General features: G+C 63.7%; 21 protein-coding genes and 1 pseudogene. 5 read left to right on the top strand and 17 right to left on the bottom strand.

What is annotated here, in order from left to right:
- Positions 1-105, top strand: a pseudogene (locus QB898_RS13495) (transposase); the annotation flags it as partial.
- Positions 106-572: 467 nt separating this feature from the next.
- Here the strand turns inward: QB898_RS13495 and QB898_RS12130 are convergent.
- The 5 genes from QB898_RS12130 to QB898_RS12110 all read right to left on the bottom strand — a co-directional run bounded on the left by QB898_RS12130 (position 573) and on the right by QB898_RS12110 (position 4,950).
- Positions 573-1,553: an ABC transporter substrate-binding protein gene (locus tag QB898_RS12130; RefSeq protein WP_082202721.1), complete on the bottom strand. Its 981-nt coding sequence runs from the start codon at positions 1,551-1,553 to the stop codon at positions 573-575.
- Between the two features lie 71 nt (positions 1,554-1,624).
- The gene (locus QB898_RS12125) at positions 1,625-2,305 is read right to left on the bottom strand and encodes a CHRD domain-containing protein (RefSeq protein WP_279525170.1); all 681 of its coding nucleotides are present in this window, start codon (positions 2,303-2,305) and stop codon (positions 1,625-1,627) included.
- A gap of 309 nt (positions 2,306-2,614) precedes the next feature.
- Entirely contained in the window at positions 2,615-3,232 is a 618-nt protein-coding gene (locus tag QB898_RS12120) for a histidine phosphatase family protein (RefSeq protein WP_279525169.1), read from the bottom strand.
- Positions 3,229-4,065 carry an adenosylcobinamide-GDP ribazoletransferase gene (locus QB898_RS12115; RefSeq protein WP_279525168.1) on the bottom strand — a complete coding sequence of 279 codons (837 nt, stop codon included), beginning with the start codon at positions 4,063-4,065 and terminating at the stop codon, positions 3,229-3,231. Before QB898_RS12115 ends, QB898_RS12120 begins: the two co-directional genes overlap by 4 nt.
- A gap of 45 nt (positions 4,066-4,110) precedes the next feature.
- Positions 4,111-4,950: a TatD family hydrolase gene (locus tag QB898_RS12110; RefSeq protein WP_279525167.1), complete on the bottom strand. Its 840-nt coding sequence runs from the start codon at positions 4,948-4,950 to the stop codon at positions 4,111-4,113.
- A gap of 375 nt (positions 4,951-5,325) precedes the next feature.
- Here QB898_RS12110 and fumC point away from each other — a divergent pair, with 375 nt between their 5' ends.
- Entirely contained in the window at positions 5,326-6,717 is a 1,392-nt protein-coding gene (fumC, locus tag QB898_RS12105; RefSeq protein WP_279525166.1) for a class II fumarate hydratase, read from the top strand.
- 174 nt (positions 6,718-6,891) lie between these two features.
- Positions 6,892-8,181, top strand: coding sequence for an IPTL-CTERM sorting domain-containing protein (locus QB898_RS12100; protein WP_279525165.1), 1,290 nt, complete (start codon positions 6,892-6,894; stop codon positions 8,179-8,181).
- A 21-nt stretch (positions 8,182-8,202) separates the two neighbouring features.
- On the opposite strand, the gene QB898_RS12095 is transcribed toward QB898_RS12100, so the two are convergent.
- The 3 genes from QB898_RS12095 to QB898_RS12085 all read right to left on the bottom strand — a co-directional run bounded on the left by QB898_RS12095 (position 8,203) and on the right by QB898_RS12085 (position 9,535).
- A complete protein-coding gene (locus QB898_RS12095; protein WP_279525164.1) occupies positions 8,203-8,469 on the bottom strand; it encodes a hypothetical protein in 267 nt (88 codons plus the stop codon).
- Positions 8,470-8,593: 124 nt separating this feature from the next.
- Complete coding sequence (locus QB898_RS12090; RefSeq protein WP_279525163.1) at positions 8,594-8,875, bottom strand: hypothetical protein; 282 nt, start codon at positions 8,873-8,875, stop codon at positions 8,594-8,596.
- 102 nt (positions 8,876-8,977) lie between these two features.
- Positions 8,978-9,535, bottom strand: a complete 558-nt coding sequence (locus QB898_RS12085) for a gamma carbonic anhydrase family protein (RefSeq protein ID WP_279525162.1) — start codon at positions 9,533-9,535, stop codon at positions 8,978-8,980.
- A 124-nt stretch (positions 9,536-9,659) separates the two neighbouring features.
- Between QB898_RS12085 and QB898_RS12080 the strand changes: the two genes are divergently transcribed.
- Both QB898_RS12080 and QB898_RS13490 read left to right on the top strand, forming a co-directional pair.
- Positions 9,660-10,610, top strand: a complete 951-nt coding sequence (locus QB898_RS12080) for a DMT family transporter (protein ID WP_102284650.1) — start codon at positions 9,660-9,662, stop codon at positions 10,608-10,610.
- 220 nt (positions 10,611-10,830) lie between these two features.
- On the top strand, positions 10,831-11,100 hold the full coding sequence (locus tag QB898_RS13490) for a hypothetical protein (protein ID WP_428982822.1): 270 nt from the start codon (positions 10,831-10,833) through the stop codon (positions 11,098-11,100).
- Here QB898_RS13490 and msbA read toward each other — a convergent pair.
- From msbA to QB898_RS12030, 9 genes are all read right to left on the bottom strand, one after another.
- The gene (msbA, locus tag QB898_RS12070; protein WP_428982821.1) at positions 11,097-12,902 is read right to left on the bottom strand and encodes a lipid A export permease/ATP-binding protein MsbA; all 1,806 of its coding nucleotides are present in this window, start codon (positions 12,900-12,902) and stop codon (positions 11,097-11,099) included. The genes QB898_RS13490 and msbA overlap by 4 nt on opposite strands.
- Positions 12,903-13,294: 392 nt before the next feature.
- On the bottom strand, positions 13,295-15,994 hold the full coding sequence (locus tag QB898_RS12065; RefSeq protein WP_279525161.1) for a [protein-PII] uridylyltransferase: 2,700 nt from the start codon (positions 15,992-15,994) through the stop codon (positions 13,295-13,297).
- A 550-nt stretch (positions 15,995-16,544) separates the two neighbouring features.
- Positions 16,545-18,011 (bottom strand): NnrS family protein, encoded by a 1,467-nt coding sequence (locus QB898_RS12060; protein ID WP_279525160.1) that lies wholly within the window; start codon positions 18,009-18,011, stop codon positions 16,545-16,547.
- Positions 18,012-18,363: 352 nt separating this feature from the next.
- Positions 18,364-19,116 carry a lipoyl protein ligase domain-containing protein gene (locus QB898_RS12055; protein ID WP_279525159.1) on the bottom strand — a complete coding sequence of 251 codons (753 nt, stop codon included), beginning with the start codon at positions 19,114-19,116 and terminating at the stop codon, positions 18,364-18,366.
- Between the two features lie 363 nt (positions 19,117-19,479).
- Positions 19,480-20,046 (bottom strand): hypothetical protein, encoded by a 567-nt coding sequence (locus QB898_RS12050; RefSeq protein ID WP_279525158.1) that lies wholly within the window; start codon positions 20,044-20,046, stop codon positions 19,480-19,482.
- 499 nt (positions 20,047-20,545) lie between these two features.
- Positions 20,546-20,818: a hypothetical protein gene (locus QB898_RS12045; RefSeq protein WP_279525157.1), complete on the bottom strand. Its 273-nt coding sequence runs from the start codon at positions 20,816-20,818 to the stop codon at positions 20,546-20,548.
- Between the two features lie 130 nt (positions 20,819-20,948).
- Positions 20,949-21,362, bottom strand: a complete 414-nt coding sequence (locus QB898_RS12040; RefSeq protein ID WP_279525156.1) for an RHS repeat domain-containing protein — start codon at positions 21,360-21,362, stop codon at positions 20,949-20,951.
- A gap of 272 nt (positions 21,363-21,634) precedes the next feature.
- Positions 21,635-21,994: a hypothetical protein gene (locus QB898_RS12035; protein ID WP_279525155.1), complete on the bottom strand. Its 360-nt coding sequence runs from the start codon at positions 21,992-21,994 to the stop codon at positions 21,635-21,637.
- Positions 21,995-22,106: 112 nt separating this feature from the next.
- Positions 22,107-23,175: RHS repeat domain-containing protein (locus tag QB898_RS12030; RefSeq protein WP_279525154.1), on the bottom strand; the 1,069-nt coding region annotated here is incomplete at its 5' end.

Genomic DNA, 23,175 nt, shown 5'->3' with positions numbered 1-23,175 from the left:
TTGTAGAGGCCGTGCTGTGGATCGTGCGCACAGGCAGCCCCTGGCGCGATTTGCCTGAAGAATTCGGCAAATGCAACACCGTTTTCAAACGCTTTCGTGACTGGGTCAAGGCCGATATCTGACAAAAACGCTTTGATGCTGTCAGCGGCCAGCCGGATATGGAATACGCCATGGTCGATGCCACGATCGTGAAAGTGCACCGTCACGGCCAGAGCGCAGGACTCAAAGCCAGGCCATAGGCCACTGGCGCGGGGGCGTGAGCGCCAGGATACGGGCCTTGTGCGATGCGCTGGGCGATTTGGTGTTCAATGGCTGGCAGAGCCATTGCAAGCGCAAGGCGAGCCAATCGTGATCTCGCAAAGACCCAATCGATGCCAGCCTTTGTCTATTGATGAGCACATGTACCGCTGGCGTCACCTCATAGAAAACTTCTTGGGCAAGCTCAAGGAGTTCAAACGATGGATAGAGGAGCGAATAAGAGGTTCTTTTGCGCTTTCTTTCCAGAAGGCATTGGCGAAAAAGCGGCGGGGCCGGAAGGCCCCGCGCACCGGGTTGCGTTCAACCCCGCTTTTTCATTCGCCCACGATGGCGCTGGCTTGCTTGCGCAGCGCTTCATCCAGCGTCACGCCTTGTTCGGCGGCGGCTTTGGGGTTGAGCATGAGCTGGGCCGCGCCCGTGGCGCTGGCGATGGCGCCGGGCTGCTCGCCTTTGAGGATGCGGTCGGCCATGCGGCCGGCCTGGCGGCCCATTTCGTAGTAGTCCACGGTCATGCCCGCGCTGGCGCCGCGCTGCACGGAGCCGGAGTCAGAGGCCACGAGCGGCACTTTGGCCTGGCGGGCCACGCCGACCAGGCTGTCGTAGGTGGAGACGACGTTGTTGTCGGTGGAGGTGTAGATCACGTCCGCCTTGCCCGCCAGCGCCCGGGCGGCGGCGGGCACGTCCACGGTGCGGGCAGCAGCCGCTTCCAGCAGCGTCATGCCGCGCTTTTGCAGCTCGTCCTTCATTTGCTGCACGACGACGGTGGAATTGACTTCGCCGGGGCTGTAGACCATGCCCACTTTTTTGGCGCCGGGTTTGATTTTCAGGATGAGATCGACTTGCGGGGCGATGTCCAGCCGGTCGGACACGCCGGTGATGTTGCCGCCCGCTGGCTCCATGCTCTTGACCAGCTTGGCGGCCACGGGGTCGGTGACGGCCGCGTAGATGATGGGAATGGAGCGCGTGGCCGCTGCCGCCGCCTGCGCGCTGGGCGTGGCAATGGCAATGATGGCGTCCACCTTGTCGCCGGCGAACTTCTTGGCAATCTGCCCCGCCGTGGCGGCGCTGCCTTGCGCGCTTTGGTATTGCACTTTGAGCTTGTCTTCGCTCCAGCCCAGGGCGCGCAGCTCGTCTTGCGCGCCTTTGCGGATGGCGTCCAGCGCGGGGTGTTCGACGATGGCGGTGATGCCCACGGTTTTTTGCTGCGCCCAGGCGGCGGGCGCGGCCAGCGCGGCGCAGGCCAGGGCGAGTGCGCCCAGGGCGGCGCGGCGGGTGGAAAGAAGGATGGAATGCATGCTCAGAAAACGAAAAAGGACAGGGGAAAAAAGCCGGGGAACGGGCCGCTCGCGAAACGTTCAGGCGCCGCTTAGCGCACCACGTGCATTTGCCCGCGAATTTCGCCGCCAGGCCAGGACTGGGTGGTGACGTTGATGTACCAGCTGCCTTGCTGCAAATCCAGCGCCTGCTGCGGCGTGAGCGTGGCGCGCCCTTCGTAGCGCGGGCCGAAGGGGCCGGGCCAGATCATGGTCATGGGCGCCGTCTGCCCCTGCTGCGCGGGGCCGTGGAAGGCGATGCCCGTGATGGGGCTGCTCAGGTCGTGCCACGAAGCCTTCCAGCGCAGCAGGCGCGACTGGGTGTCGTAAATCGCGTCAATCTGCCCGCTGGCCTGGCTGTGGCTGGGCGGCACGGCGCTGCCGCCAGCCAGGCGGGTGGAGAAGGTGAGGATGTGCGCGTTGGGGTCGGTGATGGGCGCGGGCTGCGCGCCGCTTTGCGGCAGCTCGCTGCCTGTTTCGCCCAGGGGCGGCAGCGGCTGCCCTTCCGTGCTGCTGGGCTGCACGGGCTGGCTGAGCGGCTGCTCGGAAACAGCGGGCTGCGCGGGCTGCAACGCCGAGCCGGAAGCTTGCTCGCCTGGCATGCGCACGGGGGGCGGGTCATAGCGCTGGCCCAGATCCACCGACGCGCAGGCCGCCAGCAGCGCCGTCAGCGCGCCAGCGGCCATCAGGCGGCCCGCCGCGCGCGGCATGAAAAGAAAAGGATGCGTGTTCATGAGCTTTCTCTCTTGAGCGTTGAGCGAAGCTGGCAGCGCGCGCCAGCAAAAAGTAAAGGCCGCAACTGTAGCGGCGCGGCCGATTGTCTCGCTTGTCCCGCGCAGCGGCGGCGCGCTTCGCGGCCTGCAATGGCGGCTTTCTTCGGGCGCGCCTGCGAACAGGCATCAAAAACAGGAGCGAATTCAAGGGGGTTGAAATACCGATCAGCGCAAATTCCACTAGGACATCACGCTATTAATTAGAGAGCAAATATAGCTTACCCATTTCAATCTGCGCCTCATGGCCAGCTTATGAACAGGCCCTGAGTTTCATGAGCGCCGCCGCTCCAGAGCGTGTGCGGCGATGCCGTCCGGGGTGAATGCCAGCGCCTGGCCCAGCGGCGCGGCTTCGGCGGGCCAGTCGCTGGCCGATGGCGGGCAGCGCACGCCCGCGTGCAGCAGGCGGGCGGCGCGCAAGACGCCTGCGTGGGTGATCCAGATCACGGGGCGGCGCGTGCGCAGCGCCAGCGGCCAGGCTTCGTCCCAGGCTTGCGCCACGCGGTGCATGAAGGCGCGCACGTTTTCGCCGCCGCCGGGGCGGGCATCGGCAAAGCGGGCCGTCCAGGCGTCGAATTCAGCGCGGGCGATGGCGCTCCACGGGCGCAGTTCCCACGCGCCAAAGTCCATTTCGGCCAGGCGCGCGTCCGTCTGCGGCGCGGGCAGATCGGGCCGCAGCGCGCACAAGGCCTCGGCCAGGTGGCGGCAGCGCGCCAGGGGCGAGACGTGCAGCGCCGCCGCCCCGGCAGGCAGCGCGGCGGCCAGATGGGCGGCGGCGGCGCGCGTGGCGGCGGGGTCGTCGGGCACGTCGCTGGCGCCGTAGCACAGGCCGGGCGCGGCCTGCACGGCGGCATGCCGGGCCAGCCACAGGGCGGCTTGTGCCCCGCTCATGACAGCCCCGCCGCCCAGGCCGCCAGCCAGGCGGGAGGCGAGGCGGCCAGCGCCAGATAAAAGCCCAGCTCGCACACTTGCTGCGTGGCCCCCAGCACATCGCCCGTAAAGCCCTGCAAGCGCCGCTGCCACAGCCGCCCCAGCCGCCAGGTCAGCAGCGCCAGCATGGCTGCGCACGCCAGCAGGCGCGCGGGCGAGAAGGCCCACCCCGCCAGCGCCCAGGCGGGCAGCGACCAGGCCAGGCCCGCCAGCAGCGCCGGGCCGCTCACGTCGTCTGCCAGCGGCTTGGATTTGGCGGCGTCTGCATCGCTCACATACGGCAGCCAGCGCATGATGAACAGCGGCATCAGCCGCGACAGCACATGCCCGCACAGCAGCGCCAGCGCCGCGCGCAGCGGCCCCCACTGCGCCGCCAGCTGCGCCAGCAGCGCCGTTTTCAGCAGCAGCGCCAGGCACAGGCCCACTGTGCCGTAGCTGCCGATGCGCGAATCTTTCATGATGACCAGCGCCCGCTCGCGCTGCGCGCTGCCGCCCAGGCCGTCGCAGGTGTCGGCCAGCCCGTCTTCATGAAACGCGCCTGTCAGCCACACCGTGGCCGCCGTGCAAAGCAGCGCCGCCGCCCAGGCGCCCGCCGCCGTGCCGCCCAGCGCGGCCAGCGCCAGCGCGAAAGCCGCCGCGCCCGCCGCGCCCACCACCCAGCCCACGCCCGGAAAGTGCCCTGCCGCCGCCCGCAGCATGGCGGGCGAAAACCCCACCCACGCTGCCAGCGCCCCTGTGACGGGAATGCGGGTGAAAAACTGAAGGGCGATGAAGAAGTGGCGCAGCGCTTGCATGAAAAGGCAAAAAATCAGGCGGAAGATCCGTCGCAGCCAGGCCGCTCAGTCCAGCCCCAGCCCCGCCAGCCGGGGCAACGCTTCCAGCGTGTTGCGCCAGGCGGCTTCGGCCAGCGCCTGCACGGGCATGCCGCGCAGCCCGGCAATGACGGCGGCAATGCGCGGCAGCTCTGCGGGCGTGTTGCGGCCCTGCAGCTGGCCGCTGGCGCGCTGCCGGGCGGTGGCGTAGAGCCAGTGGGGCGGCATGTCGGGCGCGTCCGTCTCCAGCACCAGCGCCTCCAGCGGCAAAGCGGCGGCCAGATGGCGCAGGCGGGTGGCGCGCTCGAAAGTGCAGGCGCCGCCAAAGCCGAGTTTGAAGCCCAGGTCAATAAAAGCGCGCGCCTGCTGTTCGCTGCCGCTGAAGGCATGGGCAATGCCGGTGTGCGGCCCGGTTTCGCGCAGGTGGCGCAACACGGCATCCACTGCGTGGCGCGAGTGGAGGATGACGGGCAGCCCGTGCCTGCGCGCCAGCTTGAGCTGCTGGCGGAAAAGCGCCTGCTGCCGCTCGCGCCAGGGTGGCGCGGCCAGCGCGGGCGCGAAAAAATCCAGCCCGATTTCGCCCACGGCCACCAGCCTTGCATCGCCCGCATGCGCCTGCAAGGCGGCGGCCAGCTGCTGCGCAGCGTCTTCACCCGCCTGCGGCACGTAGAGCGGATGGGTGCCCAGCGCGTAAGCGTCGCCCAGCCGGTGCGCGGCCTGCCGGGCCTCATCAAACGTGCTGGCGTGCACGGCGGCAATCACGCAGCAGCGCACGCCCAACGCGCGGGCCTGCTGACGCACGGCGGGCAGGTCGGCGGCGAACTCGGGCGCGTCCAGGTGGCAGTGGGTGTCAATCCAGCAAGGCATGGCGGGGCAAAGCGGCGTCAAATTCAGGCGGCACAAGCAACGCAAGAGGCCTGAAGGCGCGGATTCTCGCCGCAGCGGCAATTCGGAAGCAGGGTGGCGAAAGGCCCTGGCTTTTGCGATGCGAGCCAAACCGGCTCCAAAGCTCCGGCGCAGACTGGATTTGCAGCTATGCATAGCCAGCAAAAAAGCACTGCGCACCCGGCCCATGCTTGCGGCCCGCGCATTCACATTTCATTTGTTGCCGTCCGGGTCTGCGCTTTTCGCGCCCACGGCGGGCTGCGAGCGAAATCAGCGAGCCGCCGGAGGGTTTGCCCGCTGTGGGCATCGGGTATAACGCCCGGCTTTCCACCCACCCTCTCAGGAGTTCAGAAACCCATGCAAGTCCGCACCGAAAAAGACACCTTTGGCCCCATTGACGTGCCCGCCGACAGGCTCTGGGGCGCGCAAACGCAGCGCTCGCTGCAAAACTTTGACATCAGCGGCGAAAAGCAGCCGCGCGAAATCATTCACGCGCTGGCGCAGGTGAAAAAAGCCTCGGCCACGGTCAATCACCGCCTGGGGCTGCTGGAGGAGAAAAAGGCCAAGGCCATCGTGGCCGCCGCCGATGAAGTGCTGGCCGGCAAGTGGCCCGATGAATTCCCGCTGGTGGTGTGGCAGACCGGCTCGGGCACGCAAACCAACATGAACGTCAATGAAGTGCTGGCCAACCGCGCCAGCGAGCTGCTGGGCGGCGCGCGCGGGCAAGAGCGCCTGGTTCACCCCAATGACGACGTGAACAAAAGCCAGTCCAGCAACGACGTGTACCCCACCGCCATGCACGTGGCCGCCGTCACCGCCATTGAAAGCCGCCTGCTGCCCGCCATTGCCAAACTGCGCGCCACGCTGCAAGCCAAGAGCGCGGCGTTTGCCGACATCGTGAAGATTGGCCGCACCCACTTGCAAGACGCCACGCCGCTGACGCTGGGCCAGGAGTTTTCCGGCTGGGTGGCGCAGCTGGACCACGGCGAAAAGCACCTGCGCTCGGCCCTGCCGCACCTGTATGAGCTGGCGCTGGGCGGCACGGCGGTGGGCACGGGGCTGAACGCGCCCAAGGGCTACGCCGAAGGCGTGGCCGCCGAGCTGGCGCAAATCACGCAATACCCCTTTGTGACCTCGCCCAACAAGTTCGAGTCGCTGGCCAGTTGCGACGCGCTGGTGTTCGCGCACGGCGCGCTCAAGACGCTGGCGGCCAGCATGATGAAGATTGCCAACGACGTGCGCTGGCTGGCCAGCGGCCCGCGCAGCGGCATCGGTGAAATCAGCATTCCCGAAAACGAGCCAGGCTCATCCATCATGCCCGGCAAGGTGAACCCCACGCAGTGCGAGGCCGTGACCATGCTGGCCGCGCAAGTGCTGGGCAATGACGTGGCCATCAACGTGGGCGGCGCCAGCGGCAATTTCGAGCTGAACGTCTTCCGCCCGATGGTGGCGCACAACTTCCTGCAAAGCGTGCGCCTGCTGGCCGACGGCATGGTCAGCTTCAACGACCACTGCGCCGTGGGCATAGAACCCAACCGCGCGCGCATCACCGAGCTGGTGCAGCGCTCGCTCATGCTGGTGACGGCGCTGAACCCGCACATCGGCTACGACAAGGCCGCCTTCATTGCCAAAAAAGCGCACAAGGAAGGCGCCAGCCTGCGCGAAGCGGCCATTGCCAGCGGCTTTCTGACCGCCGAGCAGTTTGACCAGTGGGTGGTGCCCGCCGACATGGTGGGCAACCTGCGCTAGGCGCGCCCCCGCGCTTTCGTGAGCGCCCGCAAAGAGCGGGCCGCCGCCGGGCTGCTGGCGGCGGCCCGTTTTTTTCATGCGGGCTTTACACTGCCGCACTTTTTGCCTGCGCGCACCGGCCTGGTTGGGTCGGCGGCGCATGGCGGCCTGCCTTTCTTTTTTGGAGATCCGCGAATGTCCCCCCTGAAAACCTTGTGTGCCGCCGCCGCGCTGGCTTGCGCCCTGCTGCCCGCCAGCGCCCTGGCCGCAGGCAAAGTGCTGTTTCTTTCCACCGACGAGCTGACCTCGCCCGGGGTCAATGGCGTCGAAATCATGAACGGCGCCTACGAAGCCTTCGAGCAGGCCGCAGGCGGCGCGGCCAACATCATCGACAAGCGCCAGTACCTGACCAATGGCACGCTGGCCGCCAGCGACTTCACGGGCGTGGACGTGGTGGTCGTGCAGTCGGTCTACAAGCCCATCACGGCAGCCAACATGGCCTTTCTTGCCAACCTGATGCAGACCCGGCCTGATTTGACCTTCGTCATGTTCATTGACGGCTGCTGCTCCACCGCCGCCAACATCACCCCCGCCACGGCCGCCCTCTCCGCCATGACGGGCTGGACGCTGGGGCGCAGCAGCAGCGGCGGCAATATCAGCTCCCCGCTCAACGCCAGCTCGCCCTACCAGGCCGGTTTTGCAGGCGTGCCGCAGCTCATGGGCAATGCGTACGACCTCATCACCAACGTGCCCGGCGGCTACGCCCTCTTTCTGAACCACGGCGCAACGCCGCCCGCCACGCTGACCACGCCCACCAACGCTTACGGCCTGGTGCTGCCGCAAAAGCGTGCCAGTGCAGGGCAGGGCGCTTGCACCGTGTTCGTGGCCGATACCAGCATCTTCCACAACCCGCCGCACAGCCCGCAGCGCGGGCCGCTGGCTGCTGCCGCACTGGCCGCTGCGCGTAATGCCAGCGGCGCCTGCGCGGGCAACACCATCGAGCCGGACCTGACGCCTGAACTCTCCGGCCCCAACGCCCTGCAACCGGGCGTGCCGCAAACCTACAGCGTGACCGCGCGCAACATCGGCCTGTCCGGCAGCACCGACGGCAAGGTGACTGTGCAACTGCCCACTGGCATGGACATCGTGCCCGGCTCCTTCCCGACCAGCTGCACCTGGACCGCGCCCAATCTGGAATGCACCCTGCCCGCCATTGCCGCTGGCGGCAGCGCCCCGGCTATCAGCTTCGCCGCCACGCCCTCCGTCACCGGCCCGCTGACGCTTCAGTCCCGCGTGACGAACGTAACGGGCGAAGCCAATCTGGCCAACAACGCCGCCAGCGCCTCCCGCACCGGCGCGCCGCGCGGAAACCTCACCGTCGGCCTGCCCGTTCAGTCCGTTCCCGCGATGGGCGGCTGGGGCCTGGGCCTGCTGGCTGCCGCGCTCGGCTTCATGGGCGCGCGCCGCCAGCGCAAGGCGGCCTGAAAACCTGTTCAGGGCACTTGTTCAAAGGCCGCCGCGCGCGGCCTTTTTACTGCTTGTCATGCCGGATTTTCTTGGCCTGCGTGGCAGCTGTTTTTTGCTCCTCTCTTCATAGCATGACGTCCTAGATGAAACTGCGCCAAGCGGCATTTCAACCCCTTCAAATTTGCTCCTTTTTTTGAGTGAGCCTGGCAGGTGAGACAGGTGATTTAGGGCGCAAGGGCTGAAGAGCACAAGCAAACATGGGCGATTGATTTGCGGCGTGAAGATTGACGCGGCGATTGCAGTCATGACAGTGGCGTGAATGGCGCGCCTTGTTTGACCGCGAGCGTGGATGTATGGGTTTTCATCGTTTGGTCAGGGTGGAATTCATCGCTGCTGCATGGCCACATTCAGCGTCCTATTCATCACCCGTTCAGTCTGCCGGGGGAAATGAACTGTTTTTCGGGCGCTCTTTTTTCCGCATTCGCCCGATTTTTCCGGCCTTGCCTGAAAGCGCTATTTCTTGTCCGCCATTTTTTGCGCCTTGGGCAAGGCGCCTTTGGATTGGGGGTGCAATAACCTCGCGTTCAAACTCCAACCAATATTTTTTTCCCTGCCGGTTTTCTTTTGCGGACGGGGCGGATTCATGTCCGCGCTCTGGTTTTCGCCAGAAATAGGGCTGTCGGCACAAGAATGAATTGAATCGGGGCATCATGATTCTTTTTCTTTCATGAAAATCTTCATGATTCCCGAACCAGCCATTTCCGCAAATGGCGCGTGGGCAGCGCAAGCCCTTGCCTGGAGCCTTGCCTGCAATTTATGGCAGGCAGTCCGCGCGCGATTGGGGGAGCGGGGTCAGGTCGCGCAGGGTGGCGCGAAAGCGGCGGGCGTTGTCGATGTAGTGCTGGGCGCTGCGGCGCAGGCCCTCGATCTGCTCTGGCGTGAGGGCGCGCGCCACGCGGGCGGGGCTGCCGATGATCAGGCTGCCGTCCGGAAACTCCTTGCCCTCGGTCACCAGAGCGCCCGCGCCTACCAGGCAGTGCCGGCCAATGCGCGCGCCATTGAGCACGACGGCGCCGATTCCGATCAGGCTTTCTTCGCCTATGGTGCAGCCGTGCAGCATGGCCTTGTGGCCGACGGTGACGCGCTCGCCTATGGTCAGCGGCGCGCCGGGGTCGGCGTGCAGCACGCTCAAGTCTTGCACGTTGGCGCCTGCGCCAATGCGGATGCGCTCCACGTCGCCGCGCACTACGCAGCCGAACCACACGCTGGCATCGGCCTGCACCAGCACCTGGCCCATGATTTCGGCGGAAGGGGCCACCCAGGCGCTGGGGTGCAACTGTGGCGAAAAGTCATTGACGGCGTAAAGGGGCATGCTCGGTTTTCCTCTGCTGGGGTGATGCGGAAGTTCATTCTAGGAGGCCAGCATGGAAGGCCAGAAGACGGGTCGGCAGCCCGGCAGGCCGCGCGCGGCGGGCAAGCGTCGAAAATCGCTCTTCATGAATCTTTCCTCTTCTCCGCCCGCCACGCCGGCCCGGCCTCAGGCGCTGTGGCGCGTGCACTTGCAATTGCTGCTGATGGCTGTGCTGTGGGGCGCCACCTGGTCATGGGGCCGGGTGCTGGCAGGCAGCATGCCGCCGCTGACGGCCGCCGCCTGGCGCTGCGTGGTCGCCAGCGCGGCGCTGCTGTGGTGGATGCGGCGCGCGGGGCGGCTGCGCGCCATGCTGGCGCTGCCAGGGCGGCAGTGGGTGCGCCTGGCGGCGGCTGCGGCGCTGGGGGTGTTTGGCTACGCGGCGTGCTTCATGAGCGGGCTGCGGCTCATTCCCGCCAGCCGTGCGGCAGTCATCACCACGCTCACGCCCGCCCTGACGCTGCTGTGCGGAGCGCTGCTGTTTGGCGAGCGGCTCAATGGGCTGATTGCGCTGGGCATGGCGCTGGCCGTGGGCGGGGCGGCGTTTGCCATCTCGCACGGACAGCCGCTGCAGCTGCTGGACGGCGGGCTGGGGCGCGGCGAGTGGCTGATTCTGGGCTGCGTGGTTCTATGGGCGGGCTACACCCTGGCAGGCCGCGCCGTGCTGACCGGCATGGATGCTTACACCACCGCCACGGCCACCACGGCGCTGGGCGGGCTGATGCTGCTAGCCGCCAGCCTGGCTGTGGACGGCGTGGCGGGCTGGCGCACGGCCTGGCACGCGCCCGCGCAAGGCTGGGCCGCTCTGCTGGCGCTGGCGCTGCTGGGCACGGCTGTGGCTTATTCGCTCTACTTCGGCGGCGTGAAGGCGCTGGGCGCGGGCGGCGCAGCGGCCTATTTGACGCTGGTGCCCGTTTTCGGCATGGGCCTGGCCGCGCTATGGCTGGGCGAGCCTGTGCATATTTCCCTGGCCACGGGCGGCGCGGTGGCCGTGCTGGGCATGGCGCTGATGCACTGGGGGCGCAGGCAGGATCATTGACGCGCCCGGCCCAGGCGGCGCGGTTTTCAGACGGATTCCATTTGCTGGATTTCCAGGCCCAACCGGCCGCAGAACCTGTTCAAAGCCTTTCCCCGAGACCAGCGCTGGCCAAACCACTTTGCTGAAATGAACAAGAGAGGATGTCCCGGGTGCGCAACGCCCGGGACATGAAAGACCGGGCAAGGAGCCAGGGCTTTGCTGGTGCGGCTGCTCTTGCGCCTTGATTGCCTCGAAAAACGGGCAGTCTGATCAATTGGCGCTGAGCATGTCTGGCTGGAACATGCGGGCGATCAAGCGCCGCCAGCGGCATGTTTTTGAGGCGCTGCCCAAGCGCTGGATTGTGGAGAGAACCTCTGCCTGGCTGGGTCAATCTCGCAGGCTCTCCAAGGCCTACGAGGTCACCGCCTTCTACAGCCGAAGCATTCGTGAAGATTGCCTGCATCCGGCGCATGGTCAGGCTCTTGGGATGATTTTGGGAACAGGCTCCTAGAGCTGGCTGCTGCTGTGCAGCCGGGCGTAGAGGCCGCCGGCGGCCAGCAGGCTGGCGTGGTTGCCGTCTTCCACGATCTGGCCGCGCTCCATGACGAGGATGCGGTCGGCGTGCTCCACGGTGGAGAGGCGGTGGGCGATGACGAAGGTGGTGCGCCCCTTCATGGCGTGGGCGATGGCCTGCTGCACAAGGCGCTCGCTTTCGGTATCGAGCGCGCTGGTGGCTTCGTCCAGCAGCAGCACGGGCGCGTTTTTGTAGAGGGCGCGGGCGATGGCCAGGCGCTGGCGCTGGCCGCCCGAGAGTTGCGTGGCGTTGTGGCCGAGCACGGTGTCCATGCCTTGCGCGAGGGTGGCCACGTGTTCGATCAGGTTGGCGTCGCGCAGGGCCTGTTCGATGCGGGCGCGGTCGGGGCTGGCGTCGCCCAGGGCCACGTTGGCAGCCACGGTGTCGTTGAACATGACCACATCCTGGCTGACGAGGGAAAACTGCGCGCGCAAGTGCTGCAAGGGCCAGCGGGCAGTGTCCGTTCCGTCCAGCAGCACCTGCCCTGCGCTGGGCACGACAAAGCGCGGCAGCAAATTGACGAGGGTGGTTTTACCCGCGCCGGAGGGGCCGACAAGGGCGACGGTTTGCCCCGCCTCAATGCGCAGGCTGATGCCCGCCAGCGCGGGCGCTTCGGCATCCGGGTAGGCCACGCGCACGTTTTGCAGCGTGACTTCGCCGCGCACGCGGGGCGGGGGGGTGATGGGCGCGGCGGGGGCGGCTTCGGGCGGCACGCTGTCGAGCAAGTCCAGCCCGCGCTCCAGCGCGGCCAGGCTGCGGGTGATGGGGTGCACCACTTCCGACAGGCGCCGCACGGGCGCAATCAGCATGAGCATGGCGCCGATGAAGGCAATGAAGCCGCCCACGGTGACGTTGCTGGCCGCGCTGGACTGCCCCTGCTGCCCTTGCGAGAGGGCAATGCCAATGACCAGCGACAGCGCCACGGCCGACACCAAGTGCGTCAGCGGCGTGGTGCCTGCGGCGGCGCGCGTGGCTTTCAGCGCCAGGCGGCGCAGTTGCAGGCTCAGCGACTCAAAGCGCGCCGCTTGCGCCGCTTGCGCGCCGTGCAGGCGCACCATGCGGTGGGCCAGCACGTTTTCTTCCACCACGTAGGCGAGCGCGTCCGTGGCGGCCTGGCTTTGCTGCGTCACGCGGTACAGCAGCCGCGACATCACTTTCATGATGTAGGCCACCACGGGCGCGAGCACCAGCACGATGAGCGTGAGCTGCCAGTTCAGATAGAGCAGATAGGCCATGAGGCCGGCGACGGTGACGGCGTCGCGCGCGGCGGTGAGCATGGCCTGCACCAGCATGGCCGAGCCGTTTTGCACTTCATAGACGATGGTGTTGGCCAGGCGGCTGGCCGATTGGCTGGCGAACAGGGCCAGATCGGCATCCAGCAGCCGCGCGAAAAGCTGGCGGCGCAGCAGCACCATGCCGTCATTGGCGATGCGCGCCAGCGCGTACTGGCTGGCGAAGTTGGCCATCGCCCGCAGGCCGAACAGCCCGACGATGACCACGCCCGGCGCCCAAACGGGCAGGGTGCGCTGGGTGAAGCCCTCGTCCAGCAGGGGCTTGAGCAGGGCGGGAATGGTGGCCTCGCTCAATCCGCCAATGAGCGTGCCGGCCACGGCCATGACCCAGCCGATGCGGTACTGCCTGAAATAGGCCCACAGCCGTGCCAGACGGGCCTTGAGCGGGCGTTCGGCAGACGGGCTTGGGGCGGCGGCAGGTGTGTCAGGCGGCATCGTGAGGGGCATTCGGGTTTTGCAGTGGGGCGCGATTGTAGGAAGGGGCGAAAAGGGCCAAGGGGGCCGGTGCGGCGGCCGGAAACGGCCTTCGCCCCGCAGCTTGCGGCCAGCCGTCAGCATCGCCAGCGGGGCTTCAGGCGATGGGCCTGATCGCGGCCCCCTGCTTCATGCGCGCCGCCGATGCCGCGTTACGCATAGGCAGGCGGAAGCGGCCATTTTCTTGCTCCTGAACCCATAGCGGTATGTCCTGGTGAAACGGGCGCAAGAGCCTTTTTATGCCCCTTGAATTTGCTCCTGTTTCTATTGAAACCTGGCCAGCGCTGGCTTTCGGAGACTGTTCAAAGTCCGTCTGCGGTTGGCGTCTTGCAGCCAAACGTTGAACAGGTTCGCTGAACAGGCGCTCACGCCTTGGCGGGCGGGCTGCCCTGCAAGGCGGCAATCAGCTCCTGCTCCACTTGCATTTGCACGCTGGCATGAGCCAGATCGGGGCTGTGCAGCAAGAAGGTGTCTTCGGCGCGCTCGCCCAGGGTGCTGATGCGGGCCAGTTCCACGCTGATGCCGTGCGCGGCCAGCACGCGGCTGATGCCGTAGAGCAGGCCAGCGCGGTCGCTGGCCGTGACGCTGAGCCGCCAGCGCTGGCCGCTGTCGTCGGACTGCCATTCCACATGGGGCGTGAGGGGAAAGCTGCGCACGCGGGCGGACTGGCGGCCCAGCCGTACGGCGGGCAGCGCGGCGCGGCTGGCAAGGGCCGCCGCCAGGCCCGTTTGCACGCGGGCGATGAGCGCGGCCGTGGCGGCCTTTTGTTCGTCGGCTTCGCCAGCGTCTGCCTCGCCAGCCAGGGGGTGGGCGCTGCTGATCTGGAAGGTGTCCAGCGCCCAGCCGCTGCGGCTGGTGTGAATGCGCGCGTCGTGAATGGACAGGCCCGCGCGGTGGAACCAGCCGCAAAGGCGCGCGAAAAGGTCGGGCTGGTCGGGCGCGTGAACCAGCACTTGCAGGCCCTCGCCGCCGGGGGCGCCGCGCGCGGCGATGACGGGGCGGCCTTCGGCTGCGCCGCTGCCTTCATGGAGCAGGCTTTGCGCGTGCCAGGCGATTTCGCCGGCGCTGTGGCGGGTGAAGTAGCTGCCGTCCAGCGTGGCCCACAGGCTGCGGGCGGCGGCGTGCCCGCCGGCAGGCAGCAGGGCCAGGGCCTGGCGCTGGCGGCTGGCGGCCAGTGCGCTGGCGCTGGCCGCGTGGCCGCCCAGGTGGCGGGCGGTGGCGTGATACAGGTCTTGCAGCAGGCGGTCTTTCCAGCCGTTCCACACCTTGGGGCTGGTGCCGCGTATGTCGGCCACCGTCAGCAGATACAGCCCGGCGAGCCGGCGCTGCGTTTGCACGCGCGCGGCAAAGCGGGCGATGACGGCCGGGTCGCTCACGTCCTGCTTTTGCGCCACCTGGCTCATGCCCAGGTGCTCGCGCACCAGAAATTCGGCCAGCGCCGCGTCATCGCCGCGTATGCCCATCTGGCGGCAAAAGCGCCGCACTTCGCGCGCGCCCAGCTCGCAGTGATCGCCCCCGCGCCCCTTTGCGATGTCATGAAACAGCGCGGCCACGTAAAGCACCCAGGGCCGCTGCCAGCCTTGCGCCAGTTGCGAGCACAAGGGGTATTCGTGCGCGAATTCGGGCATGAAAAAGCGCCGCATGTTGCCCAGCACCATGAGCGTGTGCTGATCGACGGTGTAAACGTGAAACAAATCGTGCTGCATCTGCCCCACGATGCGGCGGAAAACCCACAAATAGCGCCCCAGCACGCTGGTGCGGTTCATCAGCCGCAGCGCGTGCGTCTGCCCCGCCGGGGCCTTGAGCATGCGCATGAACAGGGCGTGATTGGCGGGGTCGGCGCGAAAGCGCCCGTCCATCGCCGCGCGGGCGTTGTAGAGCGCGCGCAGCGTGCGGGCGCCAAGCGACTGCACCTCCGGGCGGCTTTGGTAGAGCCAGAAGGTTTGCAAGATGGCGCGCGGGTGGCGCTGGTAAAGATCGTCGCGGTTGATGTCCAGCGCGCCATCGGTTTCGGAAAACCAGGCGTTGATGCGGCGCGCAGGCGGCGGCGTCTCGCGCGCGGCGCGCAGGCGCTGGGCCATGACCTGAAGCAGGATTTCGCTCAGCTGCACCACGGCCTTGGCGCACCAGTAGTAGCGGCGCATGAGCTGCTCGCTGGCGCGCTGGGCCAGGCGGCCCCGCGCGTCAAAGCGGTTTTCATAGCCAAAAGCGGCGGCCACGGCGGCCTGCCGCTCGAACACCAGCCGGTCTTCGTGCCGCCCGGCCAGCAAGTGCAGGCGCGCGCGAATCAGCCACAGCAGCCGCTCATTGCGCGCCAGCTGCCGCGCCTCGCGCGCCGTGGCCACGCTGCGGGCCAGATCGGCCCAGCTGCGCCCGAAACCGGCCGCGCGCGCCACCCAGCGGATGGTGTGCAAATCGCGCAGGCCGCCGGGCGACTCCTTGCAATCAGGCTCCAGCGCGTAGGGCGTGTCTTGCTGCCTGGCGTGGCGCTGGCGCTGCTCGAGCTGCTTGGCCGCCAGAAAAGCCAGCGGATCCAGCTGCGCGGCAAAAGCGGCCTCAAAGCGGGCCAGCAGCGCCGCATCGCCCGCCACCCGGCGCGCTTCCAGCCAGGCCGTGCAGGCGGTGATGTCTTGCCGCGCCGCCTCCAGACACTGCGCCACGGTGCGCACGCTGTGGCTCACCTCCAGGCCCACATCCCAGCAGGCGGCCACAAAGGCCGATACCGCAGCGTCCAGCGAAGCTGACGGCCCGGCCTCATCCGGCAGCAGCACCAGCACATCCACGTCCGAAAACGGAAACAGCTCGCTGCGCCCGTAGCCGCCCACCGCCGCCAGCGCCCCCGGCAAGCCCGCGCGCTGCCACAAGGCGGCCAGCGTTTCATCGGCCAGACGGGCCAGCGCCGCCATCGCGCGCGGCAGGCGCGAAGCCGGCGCTGCGGGCAGGGCGCACGCCTGCATGTCATCCAGCAGCGCCTGGCGCTGGCTGCGGTAGCGCGCGCGCAAGGCGGCCAGCGTGTCAGCGGATGGATCGGCGGGCGGGCGGGTTTTGGCAGCAGGGGCGGACATGGGCGGGCCTGAAAAAAATCAATTTTCACGCCGCTGGCAGGCTGCCGGATGGGAGCTGGCGCGCGCGAAACCCCAGCCGGGAATTTCCAGCCGGGGAACCCCAGCCGAATGCGGCCTCGCCCATTCTGAAGGGCCGCCTCTCGCGGCGGCTGCCGCTTGCGCCGCCCACCAGCACAAGAATATTGCGCAAAAACAGGAGCAAATTAAAGGGGGTCGAAATGCCGCCTCGCGCAGTTTCCAGTAGGACCTCATGCTACGGATTCAAGAGCATATTCAGCCCATTTTTTGGCACTCCACCCCTGCGCGGGCCTCCTGTCACCCCGCTTTGCTGGCGGGCGCTTTGCGCGCCAGAAAGGCCAATGCGGTCAATGCACGGCGGCGGTCAGGCAAAGCCTGTGAGCGGCCATTTTCAGCAGCCCTTTTTCCGGGTTTTTCCTCCGGCAGATGCGGGAGAAGGCCGGAGCGAGGGCAAAGCGGCCTGGCTCCGGCCTTCATGCCTTTGCGGAGCGCGTGCATTTCACTTTGCTTCGCCGCTTTCCGGAGCCTGTTCTCAACCCGGCTTGCCGTCGCTGCGCGGGCGGCCGTACCAGTTGCCAAAGCGCAGGCTCCAGATGGTCATGACGGCCGTCCAGATCAGCGCCGTGACGAACATCAGCCAGATGGGCGCGCTGTCAATGGCGGCCACCGTGCGGATGATGACGGCCAGCTGGAACACCCAGAACAGCGTCCACACGCTGGAGTCGGCCACCAGTGCCCGCCCGCTGTGCCCGCACGACACGCGCGTGACCATCGCCAGCATGATGGAGCCCAGAAAGCCCATGGCCAGCAGGTGCAGCGGCCCCAGGCCCAGCACGTCATGCCCCAAAAACAGCAGCAGGCCGCGCGCCAGCGCGCCGTAGGCCATCGTCAGCCCCAGCCACACAAAGCCCACGTGCAGCATGGCCAGCAGGCGGATCTTCAGGCTCTGCACCAGCCCCCAGACGATGGCCAGCCACAGCAGCACGCCGCCAGCGGCCGCTTCCAGCGCCAGCGCCAGCGCCGTCCACCACGCGCCGGGCGCCAGCAGCGCCTGCACCCACAGCGCCAGCACCTGCCAGGCGCACACGGCCAGCATGAGCCACAGCACCCAGAAGGGCCGCCAAATTTGAATCATGGGCAGCACGTTGGAGGTGAAAAACGGAATCATGCGGTGCGCCACGGCCACGTAGGTCACCACGATGAAGCCCCACAGCCCCGTGCGCACCAGCAGCAGCGCCAGGTCTTGCCGCTGCGCCAGCAGCGCCAGCAGCGCGCCGCCCAGGCTGAGCACGCCGACGATGCCGCCGTAGCCCACTGTTTTGCCGTGCACGCGGTCTTCTTCCTGGCTGGCGAAGATCAGCTGCCAGAACAGCGCCACCATCCATGCCAGCCCCGCCAGCGCCAGCGCCATGCCCGCCAGCGCCACGCCAGCGTGCGTGTGCGCCCCGGCCAGCCACAGCAGCCAGCCCGCCATTTGCAGCACCACGCAGGGCGCAGTTTGAGTGGGCTTGTGCGGCGGCACGCCCAGCCAGCGCGGCCCGGCGGTGAACAAAAAGCCCGAGAAAAACAGCGGCATGAAGCCAAACACCATCACCGCCGCATGCGTGGTGATGGGCGCGAGCGTGGCGGACAGGCCCAGCGCGCCAAAGCTGCGGTCGGCCTGCACGGCCAGCCACCAAAAGCTGGCGGCCACCAGCACCACCATGGCCGAGAAAAAGCCCAGCCGGTGCGGCGCAATCAGCAGCGTGGCAAAGCGCCAGGGGCCGGTGACGGGCGGCGGCTTGACGGCCTTGGGCTTGCCGCCCGCGCCTGGCGCAGCGGCGCGCACTGGAATGGACATGGGCTTGCCCGCAGGCGCGGCGCCTGAAGCGGGCGTCTGGCCAACGGGCGCCTGCGGTGCGCCAGAGGCAGGCGCGGCAGCGGGTGCAGGAACAGGCGTGGGAGAGTTTTCAGCCGCCGCAGAAGCGGGCGAATCAGGGGTGTGGGGCGGTGTTGTCATCGTGTCTGGCCTTCGGCCCAAAACGCGCCTGTCCGCAAAGGTGCGGCGGCCCGCCGGCAGCGAGGCTGTCAAAAATCATAGCGATACCGCTCAAAGCGGCATGCGGGTAGGGGCATTCGCAGCCGCTGCGCGATGCCCGCGCCATTGTGCGCCGCCAGGGCGGACCGGGGTTTGATTTGCTTCAGAACCTGCTCACAGCTCACGCAGAGTCAGCGTTCGTGCATAGGCGCGAAAGCGCGGGCTCGGGTAGTCAGCAGCCTTGCAAACGCCCTGCCGGACCGCGAGCGGGCGGCCCCGATCCGCAGCGCCTTGCGGCCAGGTCATGAACAGGTTCTCAGAAAAGACAAAACCGTCAGCCCGCGCTGCGCATGGGCTGCAAGCGGGGCCACAGGCGGCGCAGGAAGGTTTCGCCGCTGACGGGCGCGGAGCACAGCGCAGCCAGGTCAATGGTGCAGGCGGCTAGCGCGTCTGCCTGCGCGCGCGCCTGGCTGGCAGGCAGGCCCATGCGCTCGGTCATGCGCAGCCAGGGGCAGCTGGTGAGCAGCACGCCCATTGCCAGCAAAACGCCATGGCGGCTGCGGCGCTGGGCAAAACCCACGAGCTTGCGCGGCGGGCCGCCAGCGGCATCGCACACGACGACTTCCCACGGGGCCACGCCCGCAAAGCAGGCCCAGGCCAGCGCTTCAGGGGCCGGAATGCGCTCGGCAGGCGGCTGAGCGCGCGCCCGCACGCCCGGCCCGGCCAGGGCGGCCAGGGTGGCCACAACAGCCTCGCCCAGCCAGCGGTAGCTGTCGGCCACGGGCAAAGCGGCCACGCGCGCGTCATCTGGCGCCAGCGTGATAGCCAGGCTGAGCAGCCAAGGCCCCGTCAGCACCGCGCCGCCGCCCGCGCCGCGCACCACCACAGGCAGCGCCCCCGCGCTAGCGGCAGGCAGGGCCAGCTGATGCTGCGCGCGCCCCAGCACCACGGCAGGCTCCGGGTAAGTCCAGGCCCGCAGCGCCGCGTGAGTGACGGGAGCGGCCAGCGCGGCCTCGTTGAAATGCTGCTCCTGCAACGCCGTGACGGGCAGGATGGGCGGAGGCGGCAAAACGGAATTCAGCGGCATGGGAGCAGGCGGGTTCTCATCAATAAGAGGAGCAAATTCAGAGGCATCGAAAACGGCTTTCGCGCAGTTTCCACTAGGACATCATGCTACAGAATAAGAAGCAAACAAACAACTGAAGAAAGGGAAGACGCTCCTCTTGGGCGGTCTGCATCAGGCAGCACGGATTGGTCAGACAAGGCCGTGGCAATGGCCTTTGGCTTGGCTGACGCGGCCAAGAGAAGCACTGATCCATTGGGGCCTGAATGGCGGGCATGGGAAACAGCTTCCTGCAACAAGCCAAATGCTATTTTTTACGCTTGGCTTCTATAGGGTTGCTGGAGACAACAAAAGATATTATTTCATTTTTCATCACATTCAATCAATTCAAATGACGTTATTGGGGAAAATGTATATCCTTGATATCACACAAGGCATATGTTCAGGGACAAGCTCTGACGCCACTTTCAAGAATTTCGCAGAATCTTCCATATTGTTCAAAAGGCCATATGAATTACAGGTTACACCTGAGTTATTTATCAATTCCAGATCATTGGATCCAAATCCTGCATTACACAAGACGCTTATTCCCGTCCATATATCAATAACATCATAGCCAATAAAAACAGCCTTATCAATATCTTCTGCCTTGAAAACATTCTCAATAGACACGACGGGAGAAAAGAGGCCTTTTTTTACGTCTTTATGCTCGATAAGAGCCATCAAGAATAGATGATCATTCTCTTGCCACTCTTTTAGGCATTTTTGTACGTGTTGTGCGGATGGCGCAAAAGCTCCTTCCCCGCTTATTCCCCATAAGGCAGTATCTGCACTATATATCTTGTCCTTCGCCAGCGGGGAGAAGACAAAATCACTGTTCTTATTATTGATATCTTTGAATGATGGCGGCCTCTTGTTGGTACTAAAGGCGATGATAATATGATTAAACCTCATCCTTGCTATCCTTTATCGCTTTGGGCACTTAAAAGAACACGGTATTGCGCCTGGCGGAGCGGTCCTAAATGCTCTCAACTTATCAAAGCCTCTAAAAATTTTTTTTAACACTTTCCTTTTGATGCATCCAATATGCCGCATATTGCACCATCATTACTTTCAACAAATTCTATTATCAATATAAACATATATGAAAAACATATATGTCATCAAAGGCAATAAGCTAATCACATAAAACTCTATCGAATCAGTCGCTCCGAAGAACGCAACGCATAATATCATAAACCCAAATGTCATGATTGAAGCCGTCTTTTTTGAGAACAACTTACTCAAAAGCAGACAAACAATCGCAAATAAATAATAAAACATGGCAGAAAAAATGAAAAATTTTTGGGCTATTATAATAAAGAAATATAAGCCAGGAGAAGCAAAAAAGGCGACGGCAAGGCAATAAAATATCGTTGCGATTACGCTTGAGCAAAATTGGAATAGATGCAATCTATATTTTCTTGCCATTTCTGAAGCTCCACATATATTTCTCGCCACGAGGATAAAGAGCAAAATGTGCGATTTCATACCATGTTGTTCCGTCTGGAGCAATCGTCGCCTTCAGGACCTCGAACAATGAAATCAACAAATACAGGCTGGGTTGAAAGCCTCTTGGCAATAAACTCATCTCCATATCCAGCACCACACGGCGTATATCGATGCCTGTGATATTGGCTGGCCAATCCTTTGCGTGCTCATGAATAATTTCTACCAGCGTTTGCATACTAACAATATCTTTATTGATAATGTCCCCTGCAATTACCGTGCGCGGCTATTATTATTTTAGCTGGAATGTCTTTGATGTGCTCAAATTTCTCATATTCATCTGAGCCGGGCTTAAGCAAATTAATTTTTCAATAATCTACTGTCATCAATAAACAGCATGGGATTATTATCAGCATAAAGACAGTAATTAATTCCCTCCGCCAGCCCAGCGGATCCGCCTGTATATACCTGCCAATGCCCGGCGCATAGTCCCGGTTCCAGTTCTGGTGCAGCCCCGTTTCCGCATCAAAGTACTGCCCCGGCAGCCTCAGGTTGATTTGCGCCGTTGAGGCCGGATTGATTCTGGCCTTGCCAAAAGCCTCGTAGTTCGCTTTCCACGTCGTCTCGCCCGCCTCGTTCAGCGCCAATACAGGCGTTCCCAGGTGATCCGTGACCAGGTAGTGGTAGCTGGCTTCTTTGAGGCTCTGGCCCGCCGCCAGGTCAGCCTGCCAGATGGGTCGGTGCTCTTGCGCCAATAGCGGCATTTGACGACGCAAAATCACATCATTTAATCCTTATTCTCATTCTCCAAATAGCGAATCGTCCTTCTTGCTCTTGGCTTAAATGTTTTCCTCTGGCGCTTCAGGTTATTATATAATCGGATATCAAGATCAGTCATAAAATCTCGGTTTTCCATACTATCCACCCCTTAACGTCTTCAAATGCGCTCCTCAATCAGTAGGCAATATTGTATGCGCAACAAAATTAACAAGAATGCTAAATCACTCATGTAATCGAAAAGCATTTATAATAATGCATTCGGATTATCAATTATTCATTTTATTTGCCACGGGAAATTGGCTTCAATATCCCATATCTTAGTAGTTTTACCTTTTATGAGGCGTGCTTGAACATTGAGCGAGCACGATTGAATACTGCGTACAGTATTCCATCTAAGCAAAACAAAAGCTAATAATAATACACAAATAGGTACAAACAACCAGCGAATTAGATCCACCAGCAATTCGCGCCATGAAATTGAATCAATATATCGAGCATATCTTACCAAGCGCTTTACTTCCTTGTCATCGAAGGAAAACTCTTTTCCCTTTTTCAGATCATTGGAAATAACTTGCAGCTCATATATAGATTTGCCTTTGTATTCATTATTAATTTCATAATCGGTCGAAAGCATGATGGACTTTGCTTTTTCTTCGTCACTTTCTGGACTGAAACCGCAAAAACTACATGGTATGATAGCCTTCTTTTTGAAGTTTCCACATTTTATACACACAGCAGTCATATTATTAGCATCCGCATTTTTCTTCCTGTGCATTAAGACCTGCTTTATACCCTGCAACGCCAGACGTAATTGCTATTCCAGGAATGCCTATCTGAATACCAACCCGAGCTGCAATTGCCAATTTTCTTTGTAACGGCCGGTTTTTCCAATTTGGCGCAAATCCTAACCATCTGTTCCATGTTTTTGGCATCTCCAATAAATTCCATCCTCCATTGACAATTTTTGCTGAAACTTTCCCATTGCGTGCGGCAGCCTGAGAAATCATCCAATGATCTAAGCTCATATTTTTTGCCCCACCGCGAATTTTCCAATAGGCCTTACTGTATTTTCTGAATTTTTCTGTGTTTGTAAAAAATCCAGCAATCCCAGCCAATCCTCCTCTCCCAATAATTCCAAAACCAGACATTGATAACGCTGACATGCCAACTTCCCAAAAATTGATGCACTCAATGCGGCCACCATTCTGCCAAAGTTGCCAACCAAAATTTAATGCTCCTCCCACCACAGCACCCACAAGAACAAATTCTCCATTTGGATCTATATAAGCTCCAGGATTCCCATAGGCATACTCATAGATGTTTATGCCCCCCGCCAGTCCAATCGGATCCGCCTGCACATACCTGCCAATGCCCGGCGCATAGTCCCGGTTCCAGTTCTGGTGCAGCCCCGTTTCCGCATCAAAGTACTGCCCCGGCAGTCTCAGGTTGATTTGCGCCGTCGAGGCCGGATTGATTATGGCCTTGCCGAAAGCCTCGTAGTTCGCTTTCCACGTCGCCTCGCCCGCCTTGTTCAGCGCCAATACGGGCGCTCCCAGGTGATCCGTGACCAGGTAGTGGTAGCTGGCTTCTTTGAGGCTCTGGCCTGCTGCAAGGTCAGCCTGCCAGATGGGGTCGGTGCTCCATAGGCTGCCTTCTTGTTCGTCTTCGTCCTCCTCGTTGGTTTTGGCTTGCTGCGTGTGGGGGTTGAATCCGTACGCCTTGGTGATCCGCCCTTCTTCATCGGCTTCGGCCATCAGGGCGCTTTCGCCGTTGATGTAGTAGGTGGTGCGGCTTGTTGCGCCTTGCGTGACAGTC

The organism is Ottowia cancrivicina (assembly GCF_029813755.1).
Classification (GTDB): Bacteria; Pseudomonadota; Gammaproteobacteria; order Burkholderiales; family Burkholderiaceae_C; genus Ottowia; species Ottowia massiliensis.
This window is presented reverse-complemented; position numbering and strand designations above follow the sequence as displayed.